Origin of the sequence: Cupriavidus sp. BIC8F (assembly GCF_032465815.1) — a bacterium.
Lineage (GTDB): Bacteria > Pseudomonadota > Gammaproteobacteria > Burkholderiales > Burkholderiaceae > Cupriavidus > Cupriavidus necator.
Genome location: NZ_CP136094.1, coordinates 2,035,948 through 2,052,793, shown reverse-complemented (window position 1 = coordinate 2,052,793; position 16,846 = coordinate 2,035,948). Strand labels below are relative to the sequence as shown.

Below are 16,846 nucleotides of genomic sequence, written 5' to 3'. Positions count from 1 at the left end.
TTCGTACCCAATGTTCTCGCCTATGCCACCGGACCGAGAATTCGCAGTTCAAGCATCTCGGCAATCTCACTCTTCTGATGCGCAAGATGCCCTTGCGCATCGGTGACACCTCGGAGCATCGTTCCATCCTGTCGGACCAATTCATAGGCATAGTTAACGAGGGGCTTGTCCGCGGTATCAACCAGACGAAAGCCCTCGTTGAACTGGGTGTGCTCCCAATCGTTCATCGCTTGTGAAATGCTCTGCGCCCCCGGCATATCGAAGTCCCCGGTATTGAGATGCACACGCGACGGCCCGAACACCTCCACACCGCCATCGGCGATGCGGATGCCCGCGTTGCCGCTCATGAGAGTGATGCTGGCCTTGGCATTGAGCAGGATCGCGCCGTCGGTTGCGGTCACCACTACGTTCTGTCTGGCATTCGCTTCGATGTTGGATTTCTGCGCCTGCAGAACCAGATTGCCCTGGTGCGCGATGCCGCGCAGCTCACCGCTGTGCGCGAAGAACCCGATTCCCTGCCCCGCATTGACAACGAACTGCTGCCCTGCGGTCATTTGCTGGTTCAACCGTGAGACGGTGTCGATATGCGCGCCGGCATAGGTAGTCAATACCTTGGGCGTGGCCAGCGCCATGCCCGCCGGCGCATAGGCACCGATCAACGGCTGACCTCCCTTACCAGGCGCGTCCTTGTGGTTGTTGGCGCCAGCGTCCCACTCCCTCACGGCCCGCGTGAGTTCGGCCTGCGGATCCGTATCGGCAGCCAGCCCTTCATGGGCATGGCCATAGTCCCCCAACGACTTCGCCGCCTCCAGCGCCGCCTCCATGCAGCGGATAAACTCGTCGCGCGACAGGTGCCCGCCCATGGCGCCTACCTGCCCTTCGGCCGTGACGAACAACCCCTTCGCGCCGCGTATCGCACCCTGCCCATCGGTGCGCAGATCAAAGCCTTCGCCACGCCGGTCCTTGCGACCGGCGTGGTCCGGCACCCCGGTCAGATAGCCCAGGTTCAGTTGCGATGCCTGGTGGTCCGAGGACAGCTGCGCCTGGATCTGGTCCTGCGTGTCGTCCATCAACAGGTGGTTGTGGCGCCCGCCAAACAGCTCCTTGCTGCGGATCCCCGACAAGGCATGCTGCCCCGGCAGCGCCCAGGGCGGCAGATTGAGCTGGTTCGGCGCCCGCCCGACGATCACCGGACGGTTTGGATCGCCGTTGATGAACGCCACAATGACCTCCTGCCTGATCCGCGGAATGTGCATCGCGCCGAACTGGTCGCCCGACCAGCCATTGACCACCCGAATCCATGGCGACGAGTTCTCGTCGTACTTCCCGTAGCGGTCCCATTCGAATTGAATGATCACGTTGCCGTGATCGTTGCACCAGATCTCCTGGTTCTTCGGGCCGGTCACCACCGCCCGCTGCACGCCGGCCACGCGTGGTTTGCCGACCGTGCGCGGCGGGCGGAAGACTTCATCAGTGGGATGCGCTTCAAACGCAACGCGGCACGAAAACTGTTGCCCGCTGCCGGATTCGCCGCCGACATCCTCCAGATCCAGCGTGGCGCCGGTCACGAGGTACTCGCGGTTCATCGTCGGGTTGCTGTGATTGCTCACCAGATAGGTGCAGCCCGCCGCAACCCCGCGCAGCGCACCCACGCCACGCGCACGCCGGCCACGCGAGCGGCGCTCCTCCATGCGGATCCTCGCCCGCATCTCGCCCACCGCCGGGTCGACATAGTCGCCCGGGTGCTCATAGCGCTCGAAGTCGGCGAAGCTGGTATCGCGCGGCTGGCTGTTGCCGGTGGTCAGATTCGCGCGCGGCTTGCGCGGATCGTAGTCGTTCAGCGTCACCTTGCCCGTGCGCAGCCGGTTGACAGGATCGAAGCGAACCAGATGTTCCTGGTCGATCTTGAAGCCACGCGGATAGATCGGCAGCGTGTGATAGGCCTCGCTGGGAAACTCGCGGTACGCCCCCGACTCGGCGGCCAGGATCAGCCGGTGGTGCCCGCCGTCATGCTCGAAGAAATATGTAATGCCATACTCTTCGGTCAGGCGTTGAATGAAATGGGCATCGGTCTCGCCATGCTGCACCTCCCAGACCAGCTTCGGATAGACCGATGTATCGAGGCGCTTCTCCACCGCGAAAGGATAGTCTGCGAGGACCTCATCCAGAATTTCGATGACCGTCTTCTTCTGGAAAGGCTTGAAGTCGGACGTCTGCGTCGCCAGCCACAGCCAGGGGCGCAGCGTGAACCGGTACATGCGATTCTCCGCAACGCCACCGACATGCTCGATATCGGAGACGACACCGGTGATCTCACGGTGCCCAGCCCCCACCCTGCCCAGCAGGCCCGTGCCCATGCCATCGAGCTGGATGGTGACGGTCATCTCGCGGCCGATCATCGCATCGGGATCTGCCTCGGCAAGATACTGTTCCGCGGCAGGCGAGACCGCACGCAGGTCTACCTTGTAGGTGAAGAGTTCGCTCAATCCCTCATGACCTGAGAGCCGCACGAACTCCAACTGGGACTGTCCCAGCAGGTCGGGTATCGCCGCGCTGGAGACGCTGACGGTGCGATTCCGCCCAACGGCCAGGTTTTTCAGATTATCTAGCGCACTCATGAGGTCATCTCTTTAACGGCCGCTCAGAGTCGGGCCGTTGTCATCCACGCGGATTCCACACTCGGTCAGTGCCAGACTCCTTGGCCTCGCCAGCTTCAACACTGGTAGCCGGCGAGGCCAGCCATGACAATCAGGCTTCCTTGTTGCCCTTGATGTCGTAGCCCGCGGTCACGGCCCCGCCGCTGCCGCCCTGGGCGTTCTGCACCACATACTCCTGCTTCACCTTGGAGAACGACAGCGCCACCTTCTCGCGCATGCGTACTTCGTCATCCACCGAACCCTTGGGGCTCACCTTGGTGACGATCACGTCGGTCATGGTGAGCTTCAGGTATTCGAGCGGATTGCCGCCGGCCTTTCGCACCACCAGCACGGCTTCGTTGATGTGCTTGCCGGTCAGGCAGTACTTCATCAGGTTGGGCGAGGCGCGGTCGATGAAGTGCTCGAAGGACAAGTCCGACACGGTCGCCTTGCCGGCGCCGCCGCCACTGCCCGCGTGCATGGTGGACTGCTGCTCGATGTTCCAGTCCCAGGCCAGTACTTCGACTTCGTTCTTGTGCGACGAATCCTGCGACTCGCCGTCGATGCCGTTGATCTTCAGGAAAATGTCCTGTGCCATTGCAAAACTCCTTGACGTAAAGACAGGTACTACAGACAAGAGCCACAACCAGGGCTGCGTCCCCAATTAGCTCAGGGGGCGCGATACCTCGGCGTGGAACTACCGGTACGTTTCAATGCCTGAGCGACGCTCAGGCGGCGTCCTTGACCGATGGCAGGCGCGCGACCAGCCGCAGCGAGACGGTCAGGCCCTCGAGCTGGAAGTGCGGACGCAGGAAGAACTTGGCGCTGTAGTAGCCGGGGTTGCCTTCCAATTCCTCGACGACCACCTCGGCTGCCGCCAGCGGTCGGCGCGCCTTGGTCTCCTGCGACGAGTTGGCCGGGTCGGCATCAACGTAGTTCATGATCCATTCGTTGAGCCAGCGCTGCATGTCCTCGCGCTCCTTGAAAGCACCGATCTTGTCGCGCACGATGCACTTCAGGTAATGGGCAAAGCGCGAGCAGGCGAACAGGTACGGCAGGCGTGCCGAGAGGTTGGCGTTGGCGGTCGCATCAGCGTCGTAGTACTCGGCTGGCTTCTGCATCGACTGGGCGCCGATAAATGCTGCGTAGTCGGTGTTCTTGCGGTGCACCAGCGAGATGAAGCCGTTCTTCGACAGTTCGGCTTCACGGCGGTCCGAGATGGCGATCTCGGTCGGGCACTTCATGTCGATACCGCCATCATCGGTCGGGAAGGTGTGGCACGGCAGGTTCTCGACCACGCCGCCGCTTTCGACGCCTCGGATCAGCGTGCACCAGCCATAGAGCTTGAACGAGCGGTTGATGTTGACCGCCATGGCGTAGGCGGCATTGCTCCACACGTACTTGCGGTGATCCGCACCGTCGGTGTCTTCCTCGAAGTCAAACTCATCGACCGGATTGGTGTTGATGCCGTAGGGAAGGCGCGACAGGAAACGCGGCATGGCGAGGCCGACATAGCGGGCATCTTCCGAGTTGCGCAGGCTGTTCCACGGCGCGTATTCCAGGTTCTGAAATATCTTGGACAGATCGCGCGGATTGGCCAGTTCCTGCCACGAATCCATCTGCAGCACAGACGGCGAGGCACCGGCAATGAACGGGGCGTGAGCCGCTGCCGAGATCTTGGCGAGCGAGCCAAGGAGTTCGACGTCGGGCGGAGTGTGGTCGAAGTAGTAGTCGGCCACCAGGCAGCCGTATGGCTCGCCACCAAGCTGGCCGTACTCTTCCTCATAGATGCGCTTGAAGAACGGGCTTTGGTCCCAGCCGATGCCCTTGTAGCGGCGCAGGGTCCGGCGCAGCTCTTCCTTGGACACATCCATCACGCGGATGCGCAGCTTGTCGTCGGTTTCGGTGTTTGAGACCAGGTGGTGCAGGCCGCGCCAGGCTGACTCCAGCTTCTGGAAGTCCTCATGGTGCAGGATCAGGTTGATCTGCTCGGAAAGCTTCTTGTCGATGGCGCCGATGATGGCTTCGATGCTCTTGTAGGCATCATCGCTCATGGTGAACGAGCTGGCGAGCGCCTGCTCGGCCAGGGTCTTGACGGCGAGATCGACGGCCTCGCGGGCCTGGTCGGTCTTGGGCGAAAATTCGCGGCTGATCAGCGTGGCGAAGTCGGAATGGTCAGCGCTCGCGAGCGCTTGCTGTTGTGCTTGTTGGGCGGAGGCCATGGATTCCTTGCTTGATGAGGTGGTTCAGGTAGGCAAGTAGCCGATCCATTCAGGACTGCGGCGACTGAAGTTCGTCGTCGCCGGCCCTGGGCTTGGGCGCCTTGGCAAGCGACTGCAGCAGCGCGGGATCCTGCAGCAACTGGTTGATCAGCGATTCGGCGCCGGACTTGCCATCCATGTAGGTCTGCAGGTTGGCGAGCTGGGTGCGGGCTTCGAGCAATTGCCTGAGCGCATCGACCTTTCCGGCTACCGCCGCGGGCGAAAAATCTTCGATGCTCTCGAATGTCATGTCGACCATGAGCTGGCCGTCGCCGGACAGCGTGCTGGGCACCGCAAACGCCACGCGCGGCTTCATGGCCTTCATGCGCTCGTCGAAGTTGTCGATATCGATCTCAAGAAACTTGCGATCGGCAACCGCCGGCAGCGGCTCGGCTGGCTTGCCCGACAGATCGGCCAGGACGCCCATCACGAAGGGCAGCTCGATACGCTTCTCCGAGCCATAGACTTCGACGTCGTACTCGATCTGCACGCGCGGCGCGCGGTTGCGCGCGATGAATTTCTGCGAACTGTTCACAACAGACATGGATCTCCCCAGCGGGTTACATGGACATGCCGGCCGGCGTCAAGCCGAGCCGGCCTCGGGACACTCCGGCACAACGGCATCGTGGCCAGCGCGGTATTCGGTGTGGTAGGCGAGCCCGGCAGGCGCGTTGTCGGCGACGCGCATCCCGATCACCGCGAGCTGGCGCTTCTCAGACAGGGCCAACAGCCACAGGCGTGCCAGTTGAGGCTGGACCACCTGTTCAATAAAGCCGATCAGCTGCCGGGCTCCGGTCTCGCCGACCGGACAGCGCGCCACGATGAACTCGACCACCGGGTCGTCGTACGTCAGCACAATGCCGTGCTGATGCTGCATGCGCGCCACCACGCGATCGAGGTGCAGCCGCACGATGCGGCCAAGGTTGTCGGCCGCCAGCGGCAGATAGGGCACGACTACCAGCCGCCCAAGGAACGCCGCCGTGAACACCTTGCGCAGCTCGGGCATCAGCGCATCGCGCAGCGCAGCGGGCTCCGGCATCAGCGCCGCGTCTTCACAGAGATTCGCCAGCAGATCGGATCCGGCATTGCTGGTGAGCAGCAGGATGGTGTTCCTGAAGTCGATATGGCGCCCCTCGCCATCCTCCATGTAGCCCTTGTCGAAGACCTGGTAGAAGACTTCGTGGACATCCGCATGGGCCTTCTCGACCTCGTCGAGCAACACCACGCTGTAGGGCCGGCGGCGCACCGCTTCGGTCAGTACGCCCCCTTCGCCGTAGCCGACATAACCCGGCGGCGCGCCCTTGAGGGTCGAGACGGTGTGCGGCTCCTGGAACTCCGAGAGGTTGATGGTGATGAGGTTTTGCTCGCCACCGTACAGGGCGTCGGCCAACGCCAGCGCAGTCTCGGTCTTGCCAACACCCGACGGACCTGCCAGCAGGAAGACCCCGACCGGTTTGTTGGGGTCAGTCAGTTGTGCGCGGGCGGTCGTGACGCGCTCCCCGAGCTGGATCAGCGCATGGCCTTGCCCGATCACGCGTTCGCCAAGTGTCTGCGGCAACTGCATCACGGTTGCCACCTCGTCCGCGACCATGCGCCCAACCGGGATACCGGTCCAGTCGGCGACGGTTGCAGCGACCACGGCTTCATCCACTTCCGTGTACACAAGCGGCGCATCCACTTGCGCGGCATGAAGACGGCCCTCGAGCTCAGCCAGGGATCGCCGCGCCGGGGCGGTGACCGTCGATTCATCCGACGCGGACTGCACCAGCGCGTGTCGGCGGGCGACGAGGTCGGTCGCCAGAACGCGCACCCGGTCCCAGCGCGCTTCGGCCAAAACCAGGTCGGCTTCGACCTGCTCGCGCCGAACCCGTGCGAGCTCAATCCGCGCAGCGTCCGGCCGGCCAAAGCCGGCTTCCCGGGCCAATAGCGTGCACTCGGCGTCGGCCGCGGCGAGTTCGTGGCGCAGATGTTCGACTTCTGCCGGGGGTGCATGCAATGACAGGGCTACGCGTGCACAAGCGGTGTCGAGCAGGCTGATCGCCTTGTCGGGCAACTGCCGCGACGGTATAAAGCGATGCGATAGCCTGACGGCGGCGCGCACCGCCTCGTCGCGGATCAGCACCTGGTGATGCGCCTCGAACGTCCGGACCAGACCCCGCACCATGGCGACCGCCCTGGCTTCATCCGGTTCCATGACCTGCAGGACCTGGAAGCGGCGCGCAAGCGCCGGATCCTTCTCGATGTGGCGCTTGTATTCGCTCCAGGTGGTGGCGCCGATCGTGCGCAGTGCCCCACGCGCCAGCGCCGGTTTGAGCAGGTTCGCGGCATCGCCAGTGCCGGCCTGGCCACCGGCGCCAACCAGCGTGTGGACTTCATCGACGAACAGGATCACGGGCGTCGGGGATTTGGCAGCTTCCTCAAGCACGCCCTTCAACCGCGCCTCGAACTCGCCCTTCATGCTGGCGCCCGCCAGCAGCGCACCCACGTCGAGGCTCAGCAGCCTGACGTCCTTCAGGCTAGGCGGCACCTCACCCGCGGCAATGGCCTGTGCCAGCCCCTCGACGACGGCGGTCTTGCCGACACCCGCCTCTCCGGTCAGAAGCGGATTGTTCTGACGGCGGCGCAGCAGAATGTCCGTCATGGTGCGGATCTCATGCTCGCGGCCGATCACCGGATCCAGCCGGCCCGCGCGTGCCTCCTCGGTCAGGTCGCGGCAATACCTGCCCAGGGCGGGCTTGCCGGCACTGGCAGGAGCCATCGCGCCACTGGCTTCACCCGGTGTGGCGGGTGCCAGGCCACTGCCGTCATAGGCCGCTTCACGGCTCTCAGGCGATTGCGCGATCAGCGCCGGTGCCATTTCCACCACGTCGTCGGGCCGCAGCTTCGCGAACTGGCTTGAGATGCCCAGCACCGTACGGCGCAACTCCGGCGTCTTGAGCAGCGCAGCGAGCAGGTAGGCGCCGCGCACGCGGTCATCGGAAAAAGCAAGCGTCGCATAGACCCAGGCCCGCTCGATCGCCGACTCAAGCTGGAACGAAAAGTCACTAATCGAGGTGGCCCCGGCAGGCAACGCGGCCAGCGCGCGGGTCAGGTCGGCTTCCAGCACGGACAGGTCGGCGCCGGCATGGCGCAGCATCCGCTGCAGGTCGCCATCCGGGGCTTGCAGCAGTTGGTGGAGCCAATGCACAAGCTCCACGTACGGGTTGCCGCGGAGCTTGCAAAAGGCCGTCGCACTTTCGATTGCCTTGAATAGCGTGAGATTGAGTCGGCCAAATAATGCCTGACGCGAAATATCCATTCGATGCCTTTGCCGTTCGCCCCCCTTGGATGAGAGGAATGCCGTTACACAGAGATTTTGTCATTGGCTTTTTAGGATATGACCAAAACAATACGCTAGCAAACGTCTCATCCGCGACAAGGCCTCTTGCGCACCGGCACCTCAAATTCATCTAACTCATTGATTTTACGTACTTTATTCACTCAATCGCGCGATTATCACGATTTCTTCGCGCCGACAATGACCCAACACCACGCTTCCATGGAATATTACAATTTTTGACAATTCACTCGAGACACATATCCTTTTCATCCAATGTCCATAGGATCATCCTTAAATTTTTATGATCAATTTTTAATTCTGATTTTCTCGATATTTAATAGGAAAATTCCATTCGATTTAGAATTTCGTTGCGCCGGGATTTGCGATTATCATCAGACGCTTTCGAAAACCAATAACCTCAGGGGGCTGGGCTATGAGCGACTGGCAGAACCGCACCGCAGAAATCCACGCCGTCCACGCCGGACTCGGTGGCCACAGCAATGCGCCCTGGCCTTGGGATGCGCTCGGCGGGACGCAGCCAGACGCTGCCGATCCGTTCTCGCTGGTGAAGCCAGCCCGTGGCGCGGGGACAACGGAGGCGGCCGCCCCTGAGCCGGCCGACGTGCTCGATTGGCTCAAACGCGAGGCCGAGGCGGCGCTACGGGATCCGAACTACGTCAGTGCACATGCCAGCTTCAATGCAGCGTCGACGGCTCCGATTCCGGCGGAGGGCGGCCCAAAGCCGCTGCAAACTCTCGCGCGCGAAGCGAACCATGCCGATAGCTTGATGGACATGCTGGACACGGCTGGCCATATTGATTCCCTGATCGGCTCCCAAGAATCCCTGGAAGGGCACGAACTCTTTTCAACCCCGGCTGCGCCGGACGTGCTGTGGCTGTTCGCTGGCGACATTGCGCCCACGCGGCGCCGCGATGTCACGGCCCCGCTTACCCGTCGCGAACACCACCTGGTCTCGATGGACAGCGCCTACCGTCCCGCGCCGGCGCTGACGCCTGATCCTGATCATGACGCTTAAATCGCGCACCCCTCGTCAGGCACCCGACACGGGGCTGTCATCAATCCTTCGCCGAAGCGGCTCGGTCAAAGGCGTGCTGGCCGAGACGGAGGCGCAGGTCCGCGAGCATCCTGGCTCTTTCGCTTTCCGTTGGCAGCTATTCCAGTGGCTCTGCGTGGTTGGTGACTGGCCCAGGGCCCTCAAGCAAGTGCAGGTCGCCACGCAGCTTGCGCCCGACTTCGCGCAAACCGCGCATGTGTACCGCGATCTGATCCGTGCGGAGGTGTTCCGTGGCGAGGTATTCGCTGGCCAGCGCACCCCCGGCTCCCTGCTGCCGGCCCCGGCGTGGGTGGCAAAGCTCCACACGGCTCTGGCGGAGAACAAGGCCGGCGATTGCTCAGCCGCGGACATCAGCCGGCACCTGGCCCTGTCCCAGGTGCCAGCCTCAGCCGGCGCGCATGACGGCGTGCGCTTTGCCTGGATCACCGACACTGACACACGGCTGGGACCGACCTGCGAGATCGTGACCGCGGGGCGCTACGCCTGGCTGCCCTTTGCGCAGATGCAAAAGGTCGAGTTGGGCAAGGCGTCCGGGTTGCTGGATCTGTTATGGCGCCCGGCCACGGTGACACTCGCCGACGGGGTGGTCAGCCGTGGCTTCCTGCCGGTGCGCTACCCAGGCTCCGAGCAAGGCAGCGACGGCATTCGGCTGGCTCGCGAAACCAGCTGGGCTGAAGCGGGCGAGACAGGTGTCATCGGTATCGGCCAGAAGACCTGGATGACAGACGCGGGTGATGTCGCCATGCTGGATGTGACAACGCTCACCTTGGACGCGGAGCATGGCTGAACACCGCCCGCCGCGCCGTCCGAATTCGCAACTGCTGCCGACGTTGCTGGACCGGCTGCGCGACGACGCGCCCCAGCGCCAGACGGAAAGCGCGGACGAATACACCGTCACGCGGGCCCAGATGCGCGAGATCATCCAGCGCGATCTCACCTATCTGCTCAACACCACCAATCGCGAGGATGAAATCGATCGCAAGCGCTATCCCGCTGCTGCCGCATCGACCATCAACTACGGCGTGTCTCCGGTCGCCGGCAGTTATCTGGCCGAACACAAGTGGAACGATATCGTCACCATCGTCAGGCGTGCGATCCTGGACTTCGAACCCCGGCTCATCCCCGGCTCGCTGGAAGTGAAGCCGCTTCTGAAAGAAGACGCGCCACAACGCTACAACACCCTGGTGTTCGAGATCAAAGGCCTGATCCATATGAATCCGTATCCGATGGCGTTCACTGCCCAAAGCTCGCTCGACCTGGAAACCAGTCGGATGAGTGTCCAATCGATTCACGCCAGCTGACATCATGGATCCGCAACTGCTCGACTACTACAATCGCGAGCTCGTCTATATGCGCGAACTGGCCAGGGAATTCGCCAAACAGCACCCGAAGGTCGCGAAACGGCTGGGCATGCAGGGCATCGAGGTGGCCGACCCCTACGTGGAGCGCCTGATCGAGGCGTTCTGCTTCCTGTCAGCGCGTACCGAGATCAAGCTGGATGCAGAGTTCCCACGCTTCACGCAGCGGCTGCTGGAGGTGATCTACCCCAACTATGTGGCGCCGACGCCATCGATTGCGGTCGCGCAGTTCCGTCCTAGCCAGAGCGAGGGCGATTTTGCGCATGGAGTGGAGGTTCCGCGCGGCACGGAGGTCAACGCGGCGACGGCACCCGGAGAGAAGACGGCCTGCCAGTTCAGGACCACGCAGCCATTGATACTGTGGCCGGTTGAGATCACCGAAGCGCGGCTCACCGGCATTCCGCCCGATGTCAGGGGACCGGAGCGCTATGTGCCCGCCCATGTGACAGTCCAGGGTGCCCTGCGGTTGCGCCTGCGCTGTACGCGAGACGCCACCTTCGACCAACTGCCCGGCCTGGACCACCTGCCGGTCTATCTGCGCGGCGATGACCTGATCGCCTCACAACTATTCGAGCTGTTGCACAGCGCCGGTGTGGCGACGCTGATCGGACAGCCCGGGGCCATGAGCGAGCGCCCCTGCGCAGTGGCGCAGGATGCTGTCAGTTACCTAGGAATGGGACCGGGCGAAGGCGCGCTGCCTTTGCAGTGGAACAGCTTCCACGGGCACAACCTGTTGCATGAGTACTTCGCTTGCCCGCAACGCTTCTATTTCTTCGGCCTCAACAAGCTCGCTCAGGGCCTGAGCCGGATCCGCGGCAAGGAAGCCGAGATCGTTGTGCTGCTGTCAAAGCCGCCCCGGGATCTGACCAGCAAGGTCGACCGCGAACAGTTCGCGTTGTTTTGCACACCGGTGGTCAATCTGTTTCCAAAGCGCACCGATCGCATCGAGGTCACGCCGGGCCGCGCCGAGTTTCATCTTGTCGCCGACCGGCAGCATCCGCTTGACTACGAAATCCACACCGTCAAGCAGCTCTCCGCACAGAGGTCCCAGCACAGCGCAGGCATCGACTTCCAGCCGCTCTTTACCACCCTGAATGGTGATGAAGGCAACCACGGCCGCTACTTTTCCCTGCGGCGCGAGCGTCGGCTGATCTCTGAGCAGGCTCGCAAGTACGGCACGCGCACGGCATATATCGGCACCGAGCTGTTCGTGTCGCTGGTGGATCAGAACGAAGCTCCCTACCCGGACGCCTTGCGCTACCTGTCAGTGGAATCGTTGGTCACAAATCGCGATTTGCCCAATCTGGTACCGCGCAATGGCCGGCACGACCTGACCCCGGCAGCTTCCATCCCCGTGGACGGGATCGGCCTGATCCGCGCGCCGTCGGCACCTCGGCCGCCCTATGCGGACGGTGAAATGGCGTGGCGCCTGATACGGCTGCTGGGCTTCAACTACTTGTCGCTGACTGACCTGGAGCATCGCTCAGGCGGCCAGGGCCTGCGTGACATGCTGCGGCTTTTCGTAGCGAACGACGACCTCGCGCACCAGGGGCAGATTCAGAGCCTGATCGGCGCTAACGTGAAGCCAGTCATGCGCCGGCTGCCAGGCAACGGGCCCTTGATCTACGGCCGCGGCATCCAGTGCCAGCTCACGGTGGACGAAGGCGGCTTCTCCGGCATCAGCCCATACCTGTTCGGCGTAGTGCTGGAGCATTTCCTGGCGCGCCACGTCTCGGTCAATGTCTTTACGCAAACCGAACTGCACTCCATGCAACGCGGCCTGGTGCATCGTTGGCCCGTGCGCATGGGCGGCCGCAGCGCCGTGTAGCCATGTTCAAAGGCAATGACGACAATGTGCCGCCCTCGCCGGCGGCAACGCCCGCGCTGGGAAACTATGCCGGCCAGGCGTCGTGGAAGCTGAGCTTTCTGGGGCTCCTGCGGCATCTGTCCGCCCGGCATCCTGATTTGCCCCCGATCGGGCAGGCGAGCCGGCCACGCGACGAGCCTTTCCGGGCTGGCCAGCAGGCCGCGCTCACCTTCGCGCCCCGCGAGATCGCGCAGGTGCAGCCGCTGTCCGGCCGGCTCAAGGTGCAATTGTTCGGTTTGGGCATGCTGGGGCCAAACGGGGCGCTGCCAATTCACCTGACGGAAGTTGTACGCGAGCGTAGCGAGGCACACCGGGACAACACCACCGCCGACTTCCTGGATCTTTTCCACCATCGCGCCTTCACGCAGTTCTACCGCGCGTGGGCAAGCGCGCAAGCCACCGCGGGCCTCGATCGGCGCGACGAAGAGGTGTTCTCCCGCTATGTCGGCTGGCTGGCGGGCAATGAAGCCGACGAAATCGCGCACAGCACGCTGCCGCCGCACGCCCGGCTCGCTGCGAGCGCACACCAGGTGCGCGAAGCACGCAATCCCGACGGCATCGCGGCCACGCTTTCACACTTCTTTGGTGTGCCCGTCAGGCTTGAAGAATACGTATTGCACTGGATCGCCGTCAATCCGGCCGAGCACAGCCGGCTGGGACACCCGGGTGCCCCAGGCATCATCGGGCAAGGCGCCATGCTTGGCGAAATGGTGCCGGACCGCCAACACAAGTTCCGCCTGGTGATTGGTCCGCTCGGGTTGCAGCAATACTTGAACTTCACGCCGAACGGCAGGGATCTTCCGACGCTCATTGAATGGGTGCGCGCGTTCGTCGGTTTCGAGTTCGTCTGGGAAGCCGAGCTGCAGGTGATCCCTGACTCGGCGCCACCTGCCATTTTGGGCTCGCAAGAACGCCTGGGCTGGTCTACATGGCTGGGCGAACCGGATCACAGCCGCGCAATCACCGGCATGGTGTTCGAGCCCGAACACTATGCAACACACTGACCTTGACATCCTCCCCTCCCTAAAGAGAGGGGATTCCCTCTGCAGGCGATCGATGTCCCGATCGGGCAAGGATATTTAGCGCAGCGTTCACATCGCGATCATGTACAGCACCGCATTCACTGCATACCCACTGCCTTATTCCAAGATCTGCGATACCTTTCGGCCTCTCCGGCGGCATCGCGTCGCACGAAGAGCAAACCTGGGTGGTGAAACGTTCGTCGACTTCCTCGTACCACACGCCATGCGCAATCGCCTTGTACGCGAGCATTGTGCGGAAGGACGACCAGCCCGCATCGATGACGGACTTCGCCATGCTGGTCCTGGCGAGGCCGGCGGCATTCACATTACCCACCGCGATGTAGTCGAAGTCCCGCACGATGCGATGCGAGAGCTTGTGCAGGAAGTCACGCCGTGCATTTTTGACGCGGGCGTGGAGGTTCGTGGCCCGTCGCTTCTTGCGCGCCCGCTGCGCCTTGGCAAGGGCTTGCTCGAGTTGGCCAAGGTGACGCGGATTCCCGATCTTCTCGCCGTTGGAGAGCGTGGCCAGATCCTTCAAGCCAAGATCAATGCCGACGCCGCGTGCCGGGAACCGGGCCTGGGTGTCGGCAACTTCAATCACGATGTTCAGGAACCAGTTGCCTCGCGCGTCGCGGGAGAAATTCGTGCCGTCCTTGATCTTGCCCTCGGGAAGGGGCCTGCAGTTGAACACGCGAAACGTGCTGCCAGCAAAGCGGAGTGCGTCGCCAGAGCGCTTGAGATCCCGGCCCTTGAGTGGCACCCAGCCGAGGAACTTGCGGCCGCGATAGCGCAGGTACGGCCGGCGGTGCTGGCTGCGCGACTTGGCGTACCGCTCGCAAACCGCGTTGATGGTGCCGGAATGGATACGGAGTTCCTTGCTGCTGCCGGTGGTCAACACGTTCAGATCAAAGCCCGTGGGCCACTTCTTGCCCCATTTGAGCGCGTGCTTCTGCGTGTCATTGCAGAAGTTCCAGACGTAGTTCGCCGCGCGGCTCTGCTGATTGAGCAGGCCGTTCAGCGACTTCACCCGGTAGCGATAGACCAGAAGCATGCCGGTCATTCTAAATTGGGATTGCTTGCTGCCGGCAGCACTCCTTTCACTCCCCGCCCTGAAGGGCGAGGTTTCGCGGAGCAAGTCTGATGAATGCCAAAGCCAAGGCCGTACCGGCGCCAAGACCTGACTTTCCCTTCCCAGAGCTGCTGGAACCTGTCGCACCCGACAGGCCATGCGGTGACGACCTGGAGTACGACCCTGAGTTCGTCGTGCTGCTGGCCAAGGCGGCGCCGAAACCCGACGCGCAGTATGGCAACTTCGTCAGCGAGCCCGAGGCCATCAACTGGGCGGATCTGGAGCGCGACTGCCGGCACCTGCTGCTGCGCACGCGCGACATCCGCATCCTGGCGCTGTTGCTGCGCTGCCGTACCCGGCTGGGCCAGGCAAGCGGCCTGCGCGACGGACTCGCGGCCATGGCGCACCTGCTGGCAAAATGGCCGGATGCCATCCATCCGCAGTTATGCGTCGATGGCGAGGCCGATCCCGCGATGCGCGCCAATGCGCTGGCCGCGCTGACCGACCCGGAGGGGCTGATGCGGGACGTGCGGGAATTGACGATCACTGGCAACGCGACGCTCCGGCTGCAGATCCGGGATGTCGAGCGGTCGCTCGGCGTGCCGCGGCCCGCGGAGGCCCTGGCGCCGGAATCGGTGCGGCAGCAAATGCAGGATCTGCGCCAGCGGAACAGCCCCACCCTCACGGCACTCGAAGAGGCCGCAGCCCAAGCAGCGGCCATTGACGGTTGGGCCAAAACCAACCTCCGGCAGGACAGCCCCGACTTGATCCCTCTGCTCAAGCTGCTTGGCATGATGACGAGCACTGTCGCGACCGCCCCGGCACCGCCGGTCGCTGCATCAACGGCCGCGCCAGTCGCTGCTCCTTCATGCGGCGATGCTGCCGGCGGTCTTTCCCCTGCCGCAACCGCCGTGCACTCAGGCGCCTGCAAACCGCGGGATCGCGATGCCGCCCTGGCCGGCATCCGCACCGCGCGTCAATGGTTCGAGTTCCACGAACCCAGCAGCCCCGTGGCACTGCTGCTCAGGCAAGCCGAGCGGCTGACCGGCAAGCGCTTCGATGAAGTGTTCCAGGCGATCCCTGCGGATCTGGTGGAGCGTTGGGCGCAGGACACTTAGCGGGGACCGGCCTGCAGGCTACTCCAGCATCGCCCGATGCCGCCCCAGCGCTTCGCGCACGATGTCCAGCAGCCCGCTCCCTGCCTCGGCATCCACATGCCCCAGCAGCGCCTTGCGCATCCGCGGCTCCCAAAACCGCTTGATGTGCCCCGCAATATCCGAGACGGCCTCTTCCCGATCCGGCATGGCCTCGAAGAAGCTGCCGATCTGGTTGGCCATGGTGATGAGGTTGTCGATCTTCATGCCAGGCTCACTTCGTGCTGCAGACGTTGGGGATGGGCATAGACCACGTGCGCGCCGGCGCGCACGAAGCCGGCCAGGGTGATGTTGGCTTGTTCGGCAAGCCGCACGGCCAGCGCCGTCGGTGCGGATACTGCGGCGAGCACGCCGGCGCCGATGGCGGCGGTCTTCAGCACCATTTCATAGCTGGCGCGGCTGGTCACCAGCACCGCGCCGCTGGAGATGTCCTCGCCGCTGCCGGCAAGCGCGCCCGCCAGCTTGTCCAGCGCGTTATGGCGGCCCACGTCTTCGCGCACCAGTGATACATGGCCATCGGCACGCAGCCATGCGGCAGCGTGCGTCGCACCCGTGTGTTGCTGCAGCGCCTGTCGCAGTTGCAGTTGCACGAAGGCGGCCTGGATCACGTCGGTGTGGAAGCTGGCATCGCTGCGCACCGGTGCCGGCAGGCGCATCACCTGTTCCAGCGATTCGGTGCCGCACAGCCCGCAGCCGGTGCGCCCGGCCAGCGAGCGGCGGCGGTCCTTGAGCCGCATGAAGGCTTCGGAGGCGATCTCCAGCTGCACGGCGATGCCGTGCTCGCGCGTATCGATCTCGATGTCATAGACATCGCTGGCGCGGGTAACGATACCTTCGCTCAGGCTGAACCCGAGCGCAAAGTCTTCCAGGTCAGCCGGCGTTGCCAGCATCACCGCGTGCGAGATGCCGTTGTACACCAGCGCGACCGGCACTTCCTCGGCCACTTCATCGGGGCTCAGCATCAGCTCACCGCGGCGCCAGCGGCTGACGGCGAAGGTGCTGTGGGTGGCCGGCTCGGCGTCTCCGGCCGCGGCCGGATGCATCTCCGGCGACTGCATGCAGCGCATCATGGTGCGGCCCTCCGC

Annotated in this window: 14 protein-coding genes; 6 read left to right on the top strand and 8 right to left on the bottom strand. The window is 63.6% G+C overall.

Features of this window, described 5'->3' with window-relative positions:
- Positions 1-20: 20 nt before the first annotated feature.
- The 5 genes from RS901_RS09630 to tssH form a co-directional block, all read right to left on the bottom strand.
- Entirely contained in the window at positions 21-2,618 is a 2,598-nt protein-coding gene (locus tag RS901_RS09630; protein ID WP_316153221.1) for a type VI secretion system Vgr family protein, read from the bottom strand.
- A 130-nt stretch (positions 2,619-2,748) separates the two neighbouring features.
- Entirely contained in the window at positions 2,749-3,234 is a 486-nt protein-coding gene (locus RS901_RS09625; protein WP_316153219.1) for an Hcp family type VI secretion system effector, read from the bottom strand.
- Between the two features lie 130 nt (positions 3,235-3,364).
- Positions 3,365-4,858, bottom strand: coding sequence for a type VI secretion system contractile sheath large subunit (tssC, locus tag RS901_RS09620; protein ID WP_316153218.1), 1,494 nt, complete (start codon positions 4,856-4,858; stop codon positions 3,365-3,367).
- Positions 4,859-4,907: 49 nt separating this feature from the next.
- Complete coding sequence (gene tssB / locus RS901_RS09615) at positions 4,908-5,441, bottom strand: type VI secretion system contractile sheath small subunit (RefSeq protein WP_316153216.1); 534 nt, start codon at positions 5,439-5,441, stop codon at positions 4,908-4,910.
- Between the two features lie 39 nt (positions 5,442-5,480).
- On the bottom strand, positions 5,481-8,195 hold the full coding sequence (gene tssH / locus RS901_RS09610) for a type VI secretion system ATPase TssH (protein WP_316153215.1): 2,715 nt from the start codon (positions 8,193-8,195) through the stop codon (positions 5,481-5,483).
- A gap of 454 nt (positions 8,196-8,649) precedes the next feature.
- On the opposite strand from tssH, the gene RS901_RS09605 reads away from it, so the two are divergent.
- From RS901_RS09605 to tssG, 5 genes are read left to right on the top strand one after another with little or no spacing between them, the layout of a single operon-like run.
- Positions 8,650-9,252 (top strand): TagK domain-containing protein, encoded by a 603-nt coding sequence (locus RS901_RS09605; RefSeq protein ID WP_316153213.1) that lies wholly within the window; start codon positions 8,650-8,652, stop codon positions 9,250-9,252.
- Entirely contained in the window at positions 9,242-10,078 is an 837-nt protein-coding gene (locus RS901_RS09600; protein WP_316153212.1) for a type VI secretion system accessory protein TagJ, read from the top strand. The genes RS901_RS09605 and RS901_RS09600 overlap by 11 nt, the downstream gene beginning before the upstream one ends.
- Positions 10,071-10,592 (top strand): type VI secretion system baseplate subunit TssE, encoded by a 522-nt coding sequence (gene tssE, locus RS901_RS09595; protein WP_227312681.1) that lies wholly within the window; start codon positions 10,071-10,073, stop codon positions 10,590-10,592. The genes RS901_RS09600 and tssE overlap by 8 nt, the downstream gene beginning before the upstream one ends.
- Before the next feature lie 4 nt (positions 10,593-10,596).
- The gene (gene tssF / locus RS901_RS09590) at positions 10,597-12,477 is read left to right on the top strand and encodes a type VI secretion system baseplate subunit TssF (protein WP_316153209.1); all 1,881 of its coding nucleotides are present in this window, start codon (positions 10,597-10,599) and stop codon (positions 12,475-12,477) included.
- A 2-nt stretch (positions 12,478-12,479) separates the two neighbouring features.
- The gene (tssG, locus tag RS901_RS09585; RefSeq protein ID WP_316153207.1) at positions 12,480-13,520 is read left to right on the top strand and encodes a type VI secretion system baseplate subunit TssG; all 1,041 of its coding nucleotides are present in this window, start codon (positions 12,480-12,482) and stop codon (positions 13,518-13,520) included.
- A 19-nt stretch (positions 13,521-13,539) separates the two neighbouring features.
- Here tssG and RS901_RS09580 read toward each other — a convergent pair whose 3' ends face one another.
- The gene (locus RS901_RS09580) at positions 13,540-14,589 is read right to left on the bottom strand and encodes a transposase (protein WP_316153446.1); all 1,050 of its coding nucleotides are present in this window, start codon (positions 14,587-14,589) and stop codon (positions 13,540-13,542) included.
- Between the two features lie 89 nt (positions 14,590-14,678).
- Here RS901_RS09580 and tssA point away from each other — a divergent pair, with 89 nt between their 5' ends.
- Positions 14,679-15,725: a type VI secretion system protein TssA gene (gene tssA, locus RS901_RS09575; protein WP_316153205.1), complete on the top strand. Its 1,047-nt coding sequence runs from the start codon at positions 14,679-14,681 to the stop codon at positions 15,723-15,725.
- Positions 15,726-15,743: 18 nt separating this feature from the next.
- Here the strand turns inward: tssA and RS901_RS09570 are convergent, their stop codons facing one another.
- Positions 15,744-15,968, bottom strand: coding sequence for a formate dehydrogenase subunit delta (locus RS901_RS09570; protein WP_010811246.1), 225 nt, complete (start codon positions 15,966-15,968; stop codon positions 15,744-15,746).
- Positions 15,965-16,831 (bottom strand): formate dehydrogenase accessory sulfurtransferase FdhD, encoded by an 867-nt coding sequence (fdhD, locus tag RS901_RS09565; protein ID WP_316153202.1) that lies wholly within the window; start codon positions 16,829-16,831, stop codon positions 15,965-15,967. The genes RS901_RS09570 and fdhD overlap by 4 nt, the downstream gene beginning before the upstream one ends.
- Between the last annotated feature and the right edge of the window lie 15 nt (positions 16,832-16,846).